Here is a 16,152-nt window from a genome sequence, read left to right as displayed (position 1 = left end):
AAGTGACTCAGCAATGAAACGCTGTGAAAAACCCGCTTTTTTTAAACTGGAAATCTGATATCTTTCTGTCTCGGTCAGTTGTGTACGATGGAGACAAGCAACGATCCACCAAATCATCCCCATCCATAAGANAAAGATGATTTGCTGTTGTTCAATCAAATCAGTGAAATCTGGCAAAGTATATTGTAATGCCAATAAAGCCTATTGTGATCTCCTTAATTTACCTCATAATTATAATATTGAAGGAAAATATGATAGAGAGCTTCCTGCCCCAACAGCAGAATTTGAAGCAGACTTTCAATCACATGATCGTAAAGCAGAAGAACTGGAGCAAAAAACATATTCACTGGAAACCCATCCTTTTGGTAAAAATCAAATTCTTTGTTCATACTTATTTGAATTATACCCTTTCTATAATGACTCAGGAAATTGTATCGGAACTCTATTTCATGCAGGTAAAGTAAAAAATTTTTCTCTAACACATCTGTTTTATGGAAAATTACCCGAATCCATTATGTTCCAAGCGCCATCTGAAATTTTTACTCAACATGAGTGTGATATTATTTTCTTGATTCTACAAAAATCCCCCCGTAAACAAATCGGGAAAATACTGAATATATCCTATCATACCCTTGAAATTCATATATCAAGGATTTATTGCAAAATTGGAGTTAATTCCGACCGACAACTGGAAGAATATTGTCGACTTAATGGTTTTCATCTCTATGTACCAGAAAGATTTTTGCAACAAGAGAGCATCATGTTTTCCTAAATCAGGATATTATATAACAATAAATATGACTATAAAAAATTCGACTATTTCGTCACAAATAATAAACACCCTGGAAACCAGCAACGAACCGTGGGGAGTAAAAGATAAATCCTCCTGTTTTCTCTATGGTAATGATGCATTAATTAAACTTCAAAATATCAATACCACTTATGATTATGAAGGTAAATATGATAGTGACATTCCCTGGAAAGGCAATGAATTTTCTGAAGATTTTATTAAACATGACTTGAAAGTAATAGCAAATGAAGAGAGTGTTTTATCATTAGAAACGCATGTATTTGGACGAGATAAAGTTTTATCATCTTATTTACAGGAAAAGTTTCCACTCTATGATGATGAAAAAAAATGTATCGGCATCCTGTTCCATGCCTGGAAAATTCAGGATAACTCACTCACTCGGCTATTCCATAGCAAACTACCCAATTCTATTATATTTCAATCACCGACTCACCTCCTTACTGAGCGAGAATGGGAGGTAGTCTTCCTTTTTCTGCAAAAATATAGCAGGAAGAAAATCAGCCAATTACTTAATATTGCTGATAAAACCATAGATGTATACATAAGAAAGATTTACAATAAGTTGAACATTAGTTCAGATTCACAATTGGAGGAATATTGCCGACTAAATAGCTTTGATCTCTATGCACCAAAAAGATTTTTATTGTCTTACTTATAAATGTCGTCTATTTACTCAAATTTTTATAAGGTAATAATGTTATAAAGGTCAAATATGAGTCAATCAGGATGTAAAAAAGTCCCTTTTATTACTCCTCAGCTAACTAATATGTGGGATAAAAGCTCAGAACCGTGGTTTGTAAAAGATAAGGAATTCCGCTTTATTTATGCAAATGCAATGTTTATTAAAGTCAATAAGTTACCTGAAAACTTTAATGTTATTGGATATACCGATAAAGAATTACTAACACCAGTTAATAAATTTACTCACCTTTTTGAGAAACATGATCGTAAGGTCTTACAGTATATGCAGAGAATATCATCTCTTACCTCTTATGCTCTAAACAAAAACGAACAATTTACATCCTATTTTTGTAATAAATACCCATTAATGGATGAAAATAATCAGTGTATTGGCGTAATTGCTCACGCCAGAGAAATACATAACTTTACCGTGTCTCATTATATGGAGAATGATATTCCTATATCGATTATATTTCAGCCACCAAATGCTATCTTAAAAGAGAAAGAATGGGTAATAATTTTTTTATTCTGCCGTGGCGTCAGCAATAAATATATTGCTGAAGAAATGAAAATTTCATATCGCACTGTGGAAAAATATTTCGAAAGTATCTATGAGAAACTATCAGTTAACTCAGCTATTGAATTAAGAACATTTTGCAAAGAGAATGCTTATGATCTTTATATCCCCCCAAAATACCTTCAGTCTATAGGCCACATTTTGCTATAAATAATCACGATTTCATTATTACGTATTTCTCTCTGACCTGTTTAATTAATCTACTTTTCGATTAAACTCCCCCCTAAGCTGATATATGGAAAACAATTTGATAAATAAAAATAAAGGGCTTAATACGAGGCTAAATTATCATTTTTCTGAATATTTATTCACTCGTTTCTTTTGTTAAAGACTTTTAGAAAATTAAGAAACCACGAGACCAGCATGAGCACTGATTGAAGCTTATTATGGTCGAATGGTTTGCATTAATATTTTGGTAAAAGAGATCGAGACAGGGTATTTATAACCCTGTTTCAAACTCCAGATATTCCAATCAACGAACAATAACGCCTAACAGAATGCCCAATGCACCAAAGTCAGCGTCACTGAATGTCGTGTTAGCAATACCAATATCCCCCAGAACAGGTAACAGGAATACAGGCAGAAAAGTTATCAGCAAGCCCTGAGCAAAAGCACCGAGAATAGCGCCTCTGCGACCACCTGTCGCATTACCGAATACCCCAGCCGCAGCGCCAACGAAGAAATGTGGCACGACACCGGGAATAATTACCGTCATACCCAATGCATATAATATAAACATACCGATGATACCGGCAATAAAACTACTCAGGAAACCAACTAATACCGCATTAGGCGCGTAAGGGAATACAACCGGACAATCCAAAGCAGGTTTAGCATTCGGAACTAATTTGTCAGAAATTCCTTTAAACGCAGGGACGATTTCTGCAATCACCATTCTCACACCTTGCAGTATGATATATACACCTGCGGCAAAGGTAATGGATTGCATTAACGAAAACATAAACCCATTTTTTCCACCACTGACTCCTCTGACGAAATCACCACCGGCAAACAAACAAGTGATCATGAAAATAATTGCCATCGTGAAAGAGATGGCAACCGGTGTATCACGCAGAAACAGCAAGCTTTTCGGTACATTCATCTCTTCCGTTGAGTGTTCTTTGTTACCCAATTTGCTGCCAATAAAACCGGACAAAACATAGGAGAACGTGGAAAAATGCCCAATGGCAACGTCGTCAGAACCGGTCACTTTTTTCATATATGGATGGGCAATCGCCGGGAAGAAAACCATAGCAACCCCAACAACCACCGAACCAATAACCACCAGCATAGTGCCGTTTATCCCCGCAGTTGCCAGAATGACCGCGACCATCATGGACATAAACAGCGTATGATGCCCTGTCAGGAAGATGAATTTCCACGGGGTAAAACGGGCAATCAAGATATTGATCACCATAGCAAAGAACATAATCATTGCCATTTCTTTACCAAAACTTTTCTGCGCAATGGAAACAATCGCTTCGTTGTTTGGTACTACTCCCTGAATACCAAAAGCATGTTGGAAAATTGCCGCAAAGTCCCCCAATGAAGAGACGATTAATCCAGCCCCGGCCCCCAAGATCACAAAACCCATAATGGTTTTTATGGTGCCCTTGATACATTCAGTCACCGGCTTTTTTTGCACGACCAGACCAATAAGCGCGATAAATCCCACTAAAATCGCAGGCTCTGACAGGACATCACTCATCAGAAAATGGAAGAATTCCATGACAGCCTCCGGTTACAACGCACCAAGTTCGGCTAACGCCACGGACAGACGCGCTTTCATTGCGGCTTTATCCACCATATTGTCCAGTGCAACAATTTTGCCATCGACTGCCTGAGCAACCAGTTGTTCTGCAATATCTTTAGTACCAACAAAAATATCACTTTGAGTTGCTTTTGCTGAACCCAGATCAACATGATCAACGCCAGCATCTATCCCCATCTCTTTCAGAATATTTTTAATGCTCATTTCCATTATCAGGCTGGTACCTAACCCATTTCCGCAAACGACTGTGATTTTCATACTGTTTTCCCATAACAAAAAAATAACAAATTAGTATTTGTTAATAACGAAAAGAATTTCTTCTTTACTTTTAGCGCCTATCAGCAGCGCCGTATCTTGTTGATTATCAAACAGTGCAGCAAGTTGAGAAATCACTTCGATATGGCTATTGCTGTCAGTCGCTGCTAAGACAATCAATAGCTTGACCGGATCATTTTCTTCAGAACCAAATTCAACACCGTTGCTAATAACGGTTAATGCTAAAGACAATTTGTTGACCCCCTCCTCAGGTCTGGCATGTGGCATAGCAATTCCCGGCCCGACAACGTAATAGGGCCCAATGGCCTCATGAGAGCAGTAAATAGCATCAATATAACGGAGTGAGATTGAATGGTTTGCCACCAGAGGCTGGCAAGCAATAGCAATAGCTTCGCGCCAATCTTTAGCGTCAGGGATCACTTGGATCACATTACGGGTAAGTAAAGTTTTTAGCATCAGTTTCTCCTGGTTGAAATTGTGTTCCGTCTTCTATACCCCTGTCCTCTCTCCAGAGATATTAATCACAAATGGTAGCGCTATCTATCATCGTAATTCATTATTGTGATAGCGCTATCATTGTTATCTAATCGATTTACCTGAATACGAAAAACACATCATGGTTTTTTTCCCACGACTTGCCTGAGATAAGGTAGAATCCTACCGTCAAATTCATAGCCGTTAATGAAAAAAATAGAAAAATATTGATGGAAAAGACACGAAAACGCCGTAATACAGGGCGAGTAACATTACAAGATGTTGCTAAGTATGCCGGTGTCGGTTCAATGACGGTCTCTCGCACATTGAGAACACCAGACATGGTATCGGATAAATTACGGGAAAAAATTGAACACGCCATACAGGAGTTGGGATATATCCCCAATGGCGCTGCCGGCGTACTTGCCTCCGGCCAAAGCAATATTATCGCGGTTCTTGTTCCGTCTTTGACAGATAGAGCCAGCGCCACATTTATACAGTCCCTGCAACAAGTGCTGAATAAACATTCCTTTCAGGTTTTACTCGGATGTCATGAATATAACCGCAATAAGGAAGCCGAAATTATCATGACATTGCTGCAAAGCAACGCAGCCGCATTGGTTATCTTCGGTTCTCAACTGGCAGATAAAACCTATGACAATATTTCGCATATCAATATCCCGATTATCAATGTCGCGGGATCTCATCAACAACAGACAACAATCAATATAGAAACGGATTTTTCCGCAGCGGCTTATACCCTGACTGAGCATATGCTGAATAAAGGCCGGAAGCATATTGGTTATATTGGCGCACAAATGGATAATCGTTTGCAAAATCAGCAAATTAATGGCTGGAATAAAGCCATGCTACATCACTATCAGAACGCAGACCAAAATATCACTACGCCAAATGCTGCCAGTATGCAATTTGGTTGTCAGGCAATCGCCGAAATGTTATTACGTCAACCTGAATTGGAAGGCGTGATTTGCAGCCATGAAGTGATTGCTCTGGGAGTCATGTTTGAATGCCAGCGTCGTCTGCTTAAAATACCGGCTGATCTGGCTGTTGCCTGTCTGGAAGGATCGGATAACTGTGATCACACGCAACCAACGCTGACATCAATCCGCATTGATTACCCCAAAATAGGCAAGGACACAGGAAAATGGCTGGTAAAACTACTTAATAAACAGGATGAAGATGAGCCAGAATATCAAAATAATCAATATCACCTGTTTTCGTATAAATTTGAGCCAAGACAAAGTGCTTGATGGAGTTGAAAATCCCAGTAAAGTGCCACAAGAGCCTATAAAAGCGCTAATTATTTATCTGCTGACAACTGCTTAAAAGGAAAACCCGCACAGTCTTCAACCCGATTGACTATGTCAGCAATTGTCGTTTCAGCCAGGGTAGCTTCCAACACACAGGTAATACGCGAGAACTCATCTTCTAAAACCGGAGTGATATTGTGTCCGATATAACATTTGGGATTGGGTTTAGAACGGTGCAACGTAAAATATAATGGATCTTCAACTGTACGATAAATATCCAATAATGAGATTCGCTCCGGTGGACAGGCCAATAACGCTCCCCCTCCCTGACCCATTTGCGAGTAGGTCAACCCGGCTTCTGCAAGGGCGCCCAGAAGCCGGCGAACGACCGTTGGGTTAGTATTCACACTTTTTGCGATATCTTCGGAGCGTACAGCTTGACCATGATGAAGCGCAATATCAGTGAGAATATGAATAGCCACGGCAAAACGAGTAGATGTCGGCACTAGAAAACCCTGTATATCTTAAAAATGTCATTGAGAATAGCAGAAAATAAGAAAAAAGTTATATGATATATAACTAATTTCGCCGCATAGTAAATAGTGAAATTCAGGATGTCAATCTGTCTGATTAACATTCCTGCTCCTCCCGATCTGTTACCCACATCACTATCTGGTTTAGCGAGTGTGACGAGCTTGATATATCAGGTTAGATACGATTTGCATGGGCACGTTCAATCTGAAGAGTATCGGCAACCTGCTGTAATTTAATTAACCGCCCATCCCGCACTGTCCATATATGAACGAAACGAGAAATAAATCGTTTGCCTTTCTTTACTCGTCCCAAATAATTACCCAATACAATGACATGATCACCTGACTCGAAATATTCAGAGCCATCTGCAACGAATTCATCAGTATCGTTAAAAAGTGGCACAAAAAAATTATTCAATATATCTTCAATTCCTTCATAAACCCCACTATATCGAGAGCCTTCGGTAATATCCCAAACAATATCACTCCCCATGATCTGGCGAAGAATACCGACATCCCCCATAGAATCGTAAAAACGACGAACAATAGATATATTTAATGAATCTGACATTGATACTTCTCCTTCAAATTATCCCGCGATGAAATAGGGTCGACTCTGGTAAAACGAGCCGACCTGATATCCCGGAATGTTCAGTAAAGAAATTCTATGGAACGTTGAATTCACATCCCCGGAAAATAACTCGAACATCTTTCATCTTAGGCTATCCATTGTGGGTAAGATATCCCCTTACCTAGGTAAGCACAGGATAATCGATATAGCCTACAGGCCCAGGAGCCATAAAGGTTTCCGGTTGTTGGTCGTTAAATGGCGCTTCAATTAAAAGCCGGTGAGGTAAGTCTGGGTTAGAGATGAACAAGTGACCGAAAGCCACTGCATCAGCCCTGCCGTCAGCAAGCGCTTGCGCGGCACTCTCTTTTGTCAGTTCCTCATTGGCAATATAAGTTGACCCAAAAGTTTCTTTTATCATCTTACCCAAATCACCGTCAACAACAGGATCACGTGAGAAAATGAAAGCAATTCCACGTTTACCCAGTTCACGCGCGACGTATTCGAAAGTCATCATAGGATTAGAATCCGCCATGGAGTAATGACCACCACGTGGTGACAAATGTACACCAACACGAGATGCTCCCCAGACTGAAATGCAAGCATCTGTCACTTCCAGCAACAACCGTGCCCGGTTTTCTACTGAACCACCGTACTGATCCGTACGAAAATTAGCATTATCTTGCAAGAATTGATCGAACAAATAGCCATTGGCGCCATGTACTTCCACGCCATCAAATCCTGCCACTTTCGCATTTTCCGCTCCACGTCTGAACATCTCGACAATGCCGGGAATTTCATCCGATTCCAGAGCCCGTGGAACCACAAAAGGACGTTTTGGGCGTAATAAGCTGACATGACCATCAACTGCAATCGCGCTTGGAGCCACGGGTCGCTCCCCATTAAGGAAAGCGGGATCCGATACCCTCCCCACATGCCAAAGCTGCATGAAAATACGCCCACCGGCAGCATGTACCGCATCCGTAACCAACCGCCACCCAGCAACTTGTTCGTCTGACCAAATGCCAGGAGTATCAGCGTAACCCACACCCTGTGGCGTTACTGAAGTCGCTTCACTAATAATCAAACCAGCAGATACGCGCTGAACATAGTATTCCGCCATCAGAGCATTGGGGATACGTCCTTCTCCCACTGCACGGCTACGCGTCAGAGGAGCCATAATGATACGGTTCGGCAAGTCGAGATCACCAATGCGAATTGGGTCAAAAAGTGTAGGCATATTTTTTTCTCTCATATGGACTATGGACTAAATAAATGCACTTCGTTGCAAATCATCAATAGGTACATAACCAGGTAATACCGCCAGCAAACAACATCGGTCAGGGAATGTATTCATTCTCAAACCCTTAGCAACGGGGGATCCGCCTGATATGAATTAATGTAACTTACACAGTTACATTAAACAAGAGGGATCTGACATTCGATGTCAGGACATATGCTGTTCACCAGCATCATTCTTTCTAAACGATCCATGCAAGCTCTTCGTTAACGCCATTAGAAAGGGCGCAATGAAGCTCAGTTTTATCTTTTTTAGCCCTCTCCCCTCAAAAATTGGTTATGATTACAAATGGCTTACCTGATGCTGACCGGCTGTTAATTGATATGTCAGAAAATTGTTGCGAGGAGAATACCTATATGAATTTATTAGATAATTTACAAAAAAAACTAGATGGTTACTTTAATAAAACAAGTGGAATTAACTATGTAAAAATATTTGATACTCCCAAAATATGGGGGCTTCCTTTTGGAAAGGAGATAATGCCACAGGCTGTTAAAAGAGCAGAGGAATTTGAAGATGCTATTGTCAGCATTCTGGAAAACATGCGTTATCGCTGTGATATTTCCTCCTTGAATGCCCCAGATGCAGAGTGGAGGAAAGTTATCCTATCAGCTATTGATAGCGCATTTACAAAAAAAATCAACAGGAAGGACAGAACTCAGATAAGGTTCTTATTCGCTCAAACACCAACATCTTTGTTAAACGGTGTGAATTCATATTTTGAAGGTACCCCTGAATATCTGGCATTGAAGAATGATATTATCAAATTAATTCAGGAAAGGAGAGATAATTGGGAGTGTATACCTGAAATATGGATTGGTAGGTTTTACAGGATAGTAGACGGGCTTAAAATATCATTAGATAAGAAGCTGCTGCCAGAGGAAATGATCCCAGAAGCTGATACCAGAATGACATGGAATCATACAAAAATTATCGCCGTTGATGGAATTGAGTCATTTGTCGGGGGCCATAATTTAAATATGGATCTTTTTAGAAATTACCCTCCAGTTCATGATGTCTCAGTTAAAGTTATAGGAACGGCATCATTAAGCTCACAATTATTTTTAAATAACATGTGGCAGGCTAATACAGACCTCTTAACTAAAGAATTCTTTGATATAGATAAAAATAGGTGGATTAATGCAAATGGTATTGTGGGAAAGCCGGAAGATCCATTAAAAAAAGAGTACATTACTGAATATATAGACAGAAAAAAAGAAGAATGCCTAAAAAACCCACCTAAGGACCCAGAATATAAGAAAGCCAGCAGGATATTATCCGTAGGTAAATATTGGTCTGGGCCTGATATGCGAACGGATTATAAAAAAGGCTCTGAAATAATGAAAGAGTTTATAATAAAGAATGCAAAGAAAAAAATTCGCATGTCCCAACAAGATCTTGTCAGTGCATGGAAAAAACAATGGCGAGACCATCATGTGTGCCGATGGTTGATCGAAGCATTACTTTCCAACCCCGAGCTGGAAGTTCAAATTGTTGTATCGCCACTTGATGCAGCAGCAGGTGCTGCTGGTGATCAATATTCTTTTGGTTCTGGAGCCAAAAGAACGTTTGAAATATTTAAATACTATTTAACACATGATGAGCATACCGATGAGAAACTGGAAGATCCGGATGGAATCAGGCAAGCCGCACTGAAAAGAATAGCAGTTGCCCCTTTTTTCTTTACAGACAAAGTACCTGAAGATCTTTTGATTGAAGGTACTACATACAAATGGCCAACCCCGGATGAAAATTCTTATACTGCCACGCTAAAAGAACCGTCTCTTTCTGAAAGAGCTCCACAGGTAGGTGCTATAGGACGCCCATTCCGATCCTTAATTAAAGCAAGTGGTCCGGTATATCCCAAAGTCCCCCCTGCTCCTGGAAATCATGCAAAAGTAACAATAATTGATGATGAACTCTACGTGGTTGGTTCTGATAATCTCTATCCGGGGTATCTTTCGGAGTTCAACTATCTTATTGAGGGAGAAGATGCGGTGAAAGCTTTCATAGAATCCTACTGGGAACCGTTGTGGAAATATTCAGGAACACATTCATTTAATCACAAAAATACTTGATGTAAGTAACAAGTGTACTGATATATTCCCGCCAAATGCAGGCGGGAATATAACGTAAAAAGCATTAAGGAGATGACTTTTCAGAGTAGAAAACCAAATCAAAGCGTTTTTCAGCAATAGCCCGGAGGCCGGCAGGACATCAATAAAAAGACCCGATTTTGAACAGATTCACCAATGAATTACACTCATAATACAAATCGGGTACTTTCAAATTACTTACGATTAGATTTTGGCGGCAGCCAGGTATTTTGTCATTTCATCATCAGGCACCATACCACCGCCGGTTGCCCAGACTAGATGTGTAGCCTGTTTCATCTTGTTCACCGAAAGGTTTTTACTACTCAAGTAATCAAGGTTCCCGTTAACACGAGCAGGACCAGCCATCCCAACTAACGCCGAAGGCTCTAATCGGATACCCTCATCACGATTAAGTAAGCCCAACAGGTTATACATTTCTTGATCATGAACGGTATAAAAACCATCCAGCAAGCGTTCCATAGCGCGCCCAACAAAGCCGGAAGCCCTTCCTACCGCAAGACCATCAGCAGCAGTAATATTGTCGATACCAATATCCTGTACACAAATATTGTCGTGCAGACCAGTATATACACCCAACAACATACATGGAGAATGGGTAGGTTCAGCAAAAATACAATGCACATGATCACCAAAAGCTAACTTCAATCCGAACGCGACACCGCCAGGACCACCACCAACGCCACACGGCAGGTAAACGAATAATGGATGATCTTCATCAACGACCCTATTCATTTGCTCAAGCTGCGCTTTTACCCGCTCACCTGCTACAGAATATCCCAGAAACAACGTTTGGGAGTTTTCATCGTCGATAAAGAAACAGTTGGGATTAGATTCCGCTTCTTTACGGCCCTGGGCCACGGCCACCCCATAATCTTGTTTATACTCCACAACATTAACCCCATGTGAACGTAGCTTTTGCTTCTTCCATTCACGGGCATCGGCAGACATATGCACACTGACATTAAAACCCAGCTTCGCACTGATAATACCTATGGATAACCCCAAATTACCGGTGGAGCCTACAGCAATGCTGTATTGATTAAAAAACTGCCTGAACTCTTCTGAAAACAGTTTGCTGTAATCATCGTTTTCAGAAAGCAAACCAGCCTGTAATGCTAATTTTTCCGCGTGAGTTAATACTTCATAAATTCCGCCACGGGCTTTAATCGAACCAGAAATGGGCAAGTGACTATCTTTTTTGAGTAAAACTTTTCCTGCGATATCCACACCATAATGTTGCTCCAGTGTTTTCTGCATCGCAGGAATAGCGACTATCTCTGATTCAATAAAGCCATGTGTGGCTTCTGTTTCCGGGAAAGCTTTACATAAATAAGGTGCAAAACGATTCAGGCGCGCTTCAGCATCCCCGACATCATTAGCATCCAAACCCACGAAAGGTAATCCCTCTTTAAACGTGGTGTTACAAGGGTTAAACCAGAAGATTTCCTCCAATTCCATTAAATTTTTTACTAACGGATATTCATTTAGTAATTGTTGAATCTCAGTACTTTTCATTTATGTGTTAACCCAAGATTGGTGTTTCCCTGGTATATAAAAAAACAACTCTTACTTCTTTAATTATTAGAATTTTTATTATATTCAATATGTTATTTTTACTACGATTTTCTACACAACATCAGCACATCACAGTTTATCTATTTTTTATCTTCCCCTCACTTTGATTACTACGTTACTGTTTATTTTTTATTATTTTAGCTATAAAGCTGCCTATTTTATAGGCTTCCCTGGTACTGACACATCCGCACTTCTTATTCTTATTTTTCAAGACTGAGCTATTATTCCCTCTGATTACACAATGGTAGAAAGAAGAAATGTCCCAGCCAACGCAACAATAGATGCAATAAATGTTGCAGTTGTATAGTATTTAAAAGTTTCACTGAGGGTTGCGCCGCAATACTGCTTAACTAACCAAAACAGTGAATCAGTGACGATAGTACAACCGATAGCCCCGGAACCAATAGCTAACACAATAATTTCAGGGCTGATATCCGGATATAACGGCAATATTGGTGAAACAATCGCTGTTGCGCCCATCATTGCGACGGTTGCTGAACCAACCGCTGCATGCAAAATAATAGCAACCAACCAAGATAAAAGAATTGGATGCATATCCAGGCCCGACAAAATAACGGCCAGCATATCACTAAGCCCACTTGCTTTCAGAATGCTATTGAATGCTCCGCCTGCGCCGATAATCAATAAGATATTAGCGATAGAAGCGAAACAATCTTCCGTCTTCGTCAACAGTGTGCTCATGCCCATATTTTGCTTAATGCCCAAAGTATAATAGGCAACAAACGCGGCAATAAACATGGCTGTAGTAGGGTTGCCGATAAATTCCAACACCGTGTAAAACGTGGTGCTTTTTTCCATATTTAATTCGGCAGCCGTTTTAATCAGCATTAACCCAATTGGCAATAACACAGTAAATAATGTCATGCCTAAAGAGGGTAAATCCTCTTCCTTGTGAACTTTAATTTTAAAAAATTCAGCCGGAACCGATTTAAAAGGCAGACGGCTACCGAGGAATTTCTGAAATAATGAGCCACTAATTAAAGCAGCAAACAGAGCAACTACCAACCCATAAACAATGACTGAACCAATATCCGCACCCAGTTTATTCGTCACAAATAATGCAGACGGGTGTGGAGGAACAATACAATGAACCGCCATCAATGCCACACACAATGGGATCGCTAATTTCAGCAGTGACGTGTTGGTTTTCCTGGCAATAGAAAACGCTAGTGGGATTAGTAAGACCACCCCCACTTCAACAAACAGCGTAATACCACAAACCAGGCCAATCAGTACCATAATGATATCTGGTGAAAGCCATCGGCATTTTTGCAATGTGATACCAATACGCTCTGCTGCACCGGATATCTCCATCATCTTACCAAGAATGGTTCCCAAACCAATCACCGCGGCTAAAAAACCCAGCGTACCACCAATCCCTCTCTCAATAGCACTTACCATCTCAACAGGGTTCATTCCCATCAATGCACCGACATAAAAACTTGCCAACAACAGCGCCAAAAAAGGGTGAATCTTTAATTTAATTATCGTAAATACAATTAACACAATACTTGTGAGTAACGTACCTATCACCCAAGGTTGTGAATCCACTTAACCATTCCCCACAGTTAGCCTCTGCTTGTTACATGCATTTTCACTATTGAATATGAATATTCAATTTTTGACAAATGATTAATACATAGTCATGCATGAGCCAGATTGAGCCAATTAAGTGATGCAGATCAAATTTTTTACTTTATTTGAGATTTGAATCACTAAAACTATCTGAAACATGCCGCCTTAATGATACGGTTGCATTATCTCGTCGTCGATGAAACAGAAACATTATACATATGTACACAGATGATAATTTCATGGTTGTAAATAAGCTACTCAATGGAAACCAGTTATCAAAACTGCATACATTTGAGATAGCGGCCCGTCACTGTTCTTTTGCTCTGGCTGCTGATGAGCTAGCTATCAGTGCCAGTGCAGTCAGCCATCGAATCAGTTCACTGGAACAAGAACTGGGGTTCAAACTTTTCCAACGTTTTCACAGAAAGATTGAATTAACTTGTGAAGGAAAGCGTTTATTTTGGACAATTAAATCGACTCTGGAGCATTTGAATCAGGAAATTCTGGAAATAAAAAATCAGGAGTTATCAGGTAATCTGACTATTTACTCCCGCCCTACTTTTACTCAATGCTGGTTAGTTCCCAAATTGGCTGCTTTTAATCAACTATATCCGTCCATTAATCTGAATATTCTGGTCGGTAACGAAAATGTGAATTTCCGCGGTTATGGTATCGATCTTGCGATTTACTTTGATGATATTATGTCCAATGAGCTATCACATCAATATCTGATGAGTGAATACATTACCCCGGTCTGTAGTCCACAATATGCAGAAAAACATAACCTGATGGGAAATATCGATAATCTGCAATATTGTACACTATTGCATGATAAACAAGCATGGAGCTACGATTCTGACACCAAAGAGTGGGACACCTGGACAGAACACTTTGATATTACACTGGACCCATCACAAAAGTGTATAGTTTTCGATCGCTCTGACTTAGCTTCCGTCGCTGCAATGCACCACGCAGGTGTTGCAATGGGAAGAAAAAATATGATTTGGGAAAAAATTGAAAACAACGAATTAGTCGCGCCCTTCCCCAACACCGAAGTGCTATGTAAACAGTATTACTATACCTGTACCCTACCCCAACAACAGAATGAGAAAGTCAATGCATTTATTCAATGGTTGAAATCAACCATAAATGGATAAAAATACAGTCAGCCGTTAATAGATACATCAAATCTGTTCTGTTTTCAGTGGCGATTACTCATCGCCATAGAATTTAACAAGGCATTCTACCGTGCCTTTGAACTCATCATTTATTGATTCCAGTAAAATATGACCAACAAGGCTGAACTCCCTCTTCTGCAAAGTCCATCCTTACCAAGGTAAGCTTAAGGTCACAGATCAAATGAAACAAATATATTTATACATAAATACCTCAGTGAGATTAGTTTTATATAATGATTCCATATAAGATAATTATAAATCTTTATCACAATTTTCGGCTATAAGAATAGACATTCCTATATTATTAGACTACTAAGTTAGCTAACTCAGTAAAGCTTATTCATTTTTATCTAGCTTACGTCTGACAACCATTCTTATCGAATGAGATAGAAATAGATAAAATTATTTTTTTGCTAATAGTAATAAACGATTTATATTTAATTTTATTAGAATAAAGCATATAAATTGGCGTTTTTCTTAATATAGGAATAAGGAGTCTTTAGTATAGATAAATTATTGGCAAGAAAAGAGTAAAGAATTTCCAGCTAATAACTGATGAATATTAAAACAATAAAGAAATTATTTATAATAATTAAAGCCATCCTTATCTACTGCTATCCACCAGGAAAAAGTAATAATAATAGTTAGTTATTTGCGTCTTAAATGTGAGTTTTGTGAAAAAATATATCTAATAGTTTAATTTATGATATTTATTATAGCTGTTGGTTAGAAAGTCATTCAAATAGTTATAAATTAGTTTACTTCGAAATTATATAGAGTGTAATTAAATGCAAAAACTTTTACTAAGCTGTGGCGTTCTTTTTTCTGTATCCGCAATAACTTTACCTGCTCATGCTGAACAACATACAGCTTCTATCGGATATGCCCATGTGAAACCAAAAGACGTTAAAGCGCTAAATGGCGCGACGCTCAGTTACCGATATGAATTGGATGATCAATGGGGAGTGTTATCATCATTTACCTTTGCTAAAGGAGATGAGAAAAAAACCGAGGATTTCCCAACAATTGATACTAAGTATTATTCTTTGATGACTGGCCCAACTTATAGAATTAACGATTATATTAGTTTATACAGCCAAGTGGGTCTATCCAAATTAAATATAAAATTTTCTAACGATAATGATGGAAAAATAAAAGAAAATGCCTTAGGTTGGGGAGCTGGCTTTATTGTAAACCCAACAACAAATACATCAATTACAGCCGGTTACGAAGGCAGCCGATTTGATATCAAAGACGGTGTGGATAAATATAAAATTTCCACCAATGGCTTTAATATAAGCGTCGGCTATCGTTTCTAATTTAAGCAATAAAAAGATCATATCATCACCAAGGTTAGTCATGTTATATGATTTATAATCTTGGTGATCTATTCAAAAATTTCATCTTAATTCTGCATGTCAGTG

General features: G+C 39.2%; 15 protein-coding genes. 7 read left to right on the top strand and 8 right to left on the bottom strand.

What is annotated here, in order from left to right:
• Positions 1-163 precede the first annotated feature (163 nt).
• The 3 genes from PTE_RS17095 to PTE_RS17085 are packed head-to-tail and all read left to right on the top strand — an operon-like array spanning position 164 to position 2,219.
• Positions 164-772, top strand: a complete 609-nt coding sequence (locus PTE_RS17095; protein ID WP_245219066.1) for a helix-turn-helix transcriptional regulator — start codon at positions 164-166, stop codon at positions 770-772.
• A gap of 25 nt (positions 773-797) precedes the next feature.
• The gene (locus tag PTE_RS17090; RefSeq protein WP_036849121.1) at positions 798-1,469 is read left to right on the top strand and encodes a helix-turn-helix transcriptional regulator; all 672 of its coding nucleotides are present in this window, start codon (positions 798-800) and stop codon (positions 1,467-1,469) included.
• Between the two features lie 54 nt (positions 1,470-1,523).
• Positions 1,524-2,219, top strand: coding sequence for a helix-turn-helix transcriptional regulator (locus tag PTE_RS17085; protein ID WP_036849120.1), 696 nt, complete (start codon positions 1,524-1,526; stop codon positions 2,217-2,219).
• 322 nt (positions 2,220-2,541) lie between these two features.
• On the opposite strand, the gene PTE_RS17080 is transcribed toward PTE_RS17085, so the two are convergent.
• From PTE_RS17080 to PTE_RS17070, 3 genes are read right to left on the bottom strand one after another with little or no spacing between them, the layout of a single operon-like run.
• Positions 2,542-3,798: a PTS ascorbate transporter subunit IIC gene (locus PTE_RS17080; RefSeq protein WP_036849117.1), complete on the bottom strand. Its 1,257-nt coding sequence runs from the start codon at positions 3,796-3,798 to the stop codon at positions 2,542-2,544.
• Positions 3,799-3,810: 12 nt separating this feature from the next.
• Entirely contained in the window at positions 3,811-4,098 is a 288-nt protein-coding gene (locus PTE_RS17075) for a PTS sugar transporter subunit IIB (RefSeq protein WP_036849115.1), read from the bottom strand.
• Positions 4,099-4,128: 30 nt separating this feature from the next.
• Positions 4,129-4,572, bottom strand: coding sequence for a PTS sugar transporter subunit IIA (locus tag PTE_RS17070; RefSeq protein WP_036849113.1), 444 nt, complete (start codon positions 4,570-4,572; stop codon positions 4,129-4,131).
• 248 nt (positions 4,573-4,820) lie between these two features.
• Here PTE_RS17070 and PTE_RS17065 point away from each other — a divergent pair, with 248 nt between their 5' ends.
• A complete protein-coding gene (locus PTE_RS17065) occupies positions 4,821-5,861 on the top strand; it encodes a LacI family DNA-binding transcriptional regulator (protein WP_036849112.1) in 1,041 nt (346 codons plus the stop codon).
• A gap of 50 nt (positions 5,862-5,911) precedes the next feature.
• Here the strand turns inward: PTE_RS17065 and PTE_RS17060 are convergent, their stop codons facing one another.
• The 3 genes from PTE_RS17060 to PTE_RS17050 all read right to left on the bottom strand — a co-directional run bounded on the left by PTE_RS17060 (position 5,912) and on the right by PTE_RS17050 (position 8,202).
• The gene (locus PTE_RS17060) at positions 5,912-6,367 is read right to left on the bottom strand and encodes an Rrf2 family transcriptional regulator (protein ID WP_036849110.1); all 456 of its coding nucleotides are present in this window, start codon (positions 6,365-6,367) and stop codon (positions 5,912-5,914) included.
• Between the two features lie 202 nt (positions 6,368-6,569).
• Positions 6,570-6,965, bottom strand: coding sequence for a nuclear transport factor 2 family protein (locus PTE_RS17055; RefSeq protein WP_036849108.1), 396 nt, complete (start codon positions 6,963-6,965; stop codon positions 6,570-6,572).
• A gap of 181 nt (positions 6,966-7,146) precedes the next feature.
• Positions 7,147-8,202: an alkene reductase gene (locus PTE_RS17050; RefSeq protein WP_036849106.1), complete on the bottom strand. Its 1,056-nt coding sequence runs from the start codon at positions 8,200-8,202 to the stop codon at positions 7,147-7,149.
• 416 nt (positions 8,203-8,618) lie between these two features.
• Between PTE_RS17050 and PTE_RS17045 the strand changes: the two genes are divergently transcribed.
• Positions 8,619-10,340, top strand: coding sequence for a phospholipase D-like domain-containing protein (locus PTE_RS17045; RefSeq protein WP_036849104.1), 1,722 nt, complete (start codon positions 8,619-8,621; stop codon positions 10,338-10,340).
• Between the two features lie 222 nt (positions 10,341-10,562).
• Here the strand turns inward: PTE_RS17045 and PTE_RS17040 are convergent, their stop codons facing one another.
• Entirely contained in the window at positions 10,563-11,894 is a 1,332-nt protein-coding gene (locus PTE_RS17040; protein ID WP_036849102.1) for a D-serine ammonia-lyase, read from the bottom strand.
• A 294-nt stretch (positions 11,895-12,188) separates the two neighbouring features.
• Complete coding sequence (gene dsdX, locus PTE_RS17035; protein WP_036849100.1) at positions 12,189-13,526, bottom strand: D-serine transporter DsdX; 1,338 nt, start codon at positions 13,524-13,526, stop codon at positions 12,189-12,191.
• Positions 13,527-13,768: 242 nt separating this feature from the next.
• On the opposite strand from dsdX, the gene dsdC reads away from it, so the two are divergent.
• Together dsdC and PTE_RS17025 are read left to right on the top strand one after the other, a co-directional pair.
• Entirely contained in the window at positions 13,769-14,707 is a 939-nt protein-coding gene (gene dsdC, locus PTE_RS17030) for a DNA-binding transcriptional regulator DsdC (protein WP_036849099.1), read from the top strand.
• An 809-nt stretch (positions 14,708-15,516) separates the two neighbouring features.
• Positions 15,517-16,047 carry an Ail/Lom family outer membrane beta-barrel protein gene (locus PTE_RS17025; RefSeq protein WP_036849098.1) on the top strand — a complete coding sequence of 177 codons (531 nt, stop codon included), beginning with the start codon at positions 15,517-15,519 and terminating at the stop codon, positions 16,045-16,047.
• The last annotated feature ends 105 nt before the right edge of the window (positions 16,048-16,152 follow it).

Origin of the sequence: Photorhabdus khanii NC19, from assembly GCF_000517265.1 — a bacterium.
Classification (GTDB): domain Bacteria; phylum Pseudomonadota; class Gammaproteobacteria; order Enterobacterales; family Enterobacteriaceae; genus Photorhabdus; species Photorhabdus khanii.
Note: the sequence above shows the minus strand (reverse complement) of the source record. Positions and strands in the feature narration are given on the sequence as shown.

What these genes read in the sequence shown, in the direction of transcription:
- PTE_RS17090 (WP_036849121.1), top strand. Translation starts at nt 798, where the DNA reads ATGACTATAAAAAATTCGACTATTTCGTCACAAATAATAAACACCCTG.
- PTE_RS17085 (WP_036849120.1), top strand. Translation starts at nt 1,524, where the DNA reads ATGAGTCAATCAGGATGTAAAAAAGTCCCTTTTATTACTCCTCAGCTA.
- PTE_RS17080 (WP_036849117.1), bottom strand. Translation starts at nt 3,798, where the DNA reads ATGGAATTCTTCCATTTTCTGATGAGTGATGTCCTGTCAGAGCCTGCG.
- PTE_RS17075 (WP_036849115.1), bottom strand. Translation starts at nt 4,098, where the DNA reads ATGAAAATCACAGTCGTTTGCGGAAATGGGTTAGGTACCAGCCTGATA.
- PTE_RS17070 (WP_036849113.1), bottom strand. Translation starts at nt 4,572, where the DNA reads ATGCTAAAAACTTTACTTACCCGTAATGTGATCCAAGTGATCCCTGAC.
- PTE_RS17065 (WP_036849112.1), top strand. Translation starts at nt 4,821, where the DNA reads ATGGAAAAGACACGAAAACGCCGTAATACAGGGCGAGTAACATTACAA.
- PTE_RS17055 (WP_036849108.1), bottom strand. Translation starts at nt 6,965, where the DNA reads ATGTCAGATTCATTAAATATATCTATTGTTCGTCGTTTTTACGATTCT.
- PTE_RS17050 (WP_036849106.1), bottom strand. Translation starts at nt 8,202, where the DNA reads ATGCCTACACTTTTTGACCCAATTCGCATTGGTGATCTCGACTTGCCG.
- PTE_RS17045 (WP_036849104.1), top strand. Translation starts at nt 8,619, where the DNA reads ATGAATTTATTAGATAATTTACAAAAAAAACTAGATGGTTACTTTAAT.
- PTE_RS17040 (WP_036849102.1), bottom strand. Translation starts at nt 11,894, where the DNA reads ATGAAAAGTACTGAGATTCAACAATTACTAAATGAATATCCGTTAGTA.
- dsdC (WP_036849099.1), top strand. Translation starts at nt 13,769, where the DNA reads ATGTACACAGATGATAATTTCATGGTTGTAAATAAGCTACTCAATGGA.
- PTE_RS17025 (WP_036849098.1), top strand. Translation starts at nt 15,517, where the DNA reads ATGCAAAAACTTTTACTAAGCTGTGGCGTTCTTTTTTCTGTATCCGCA.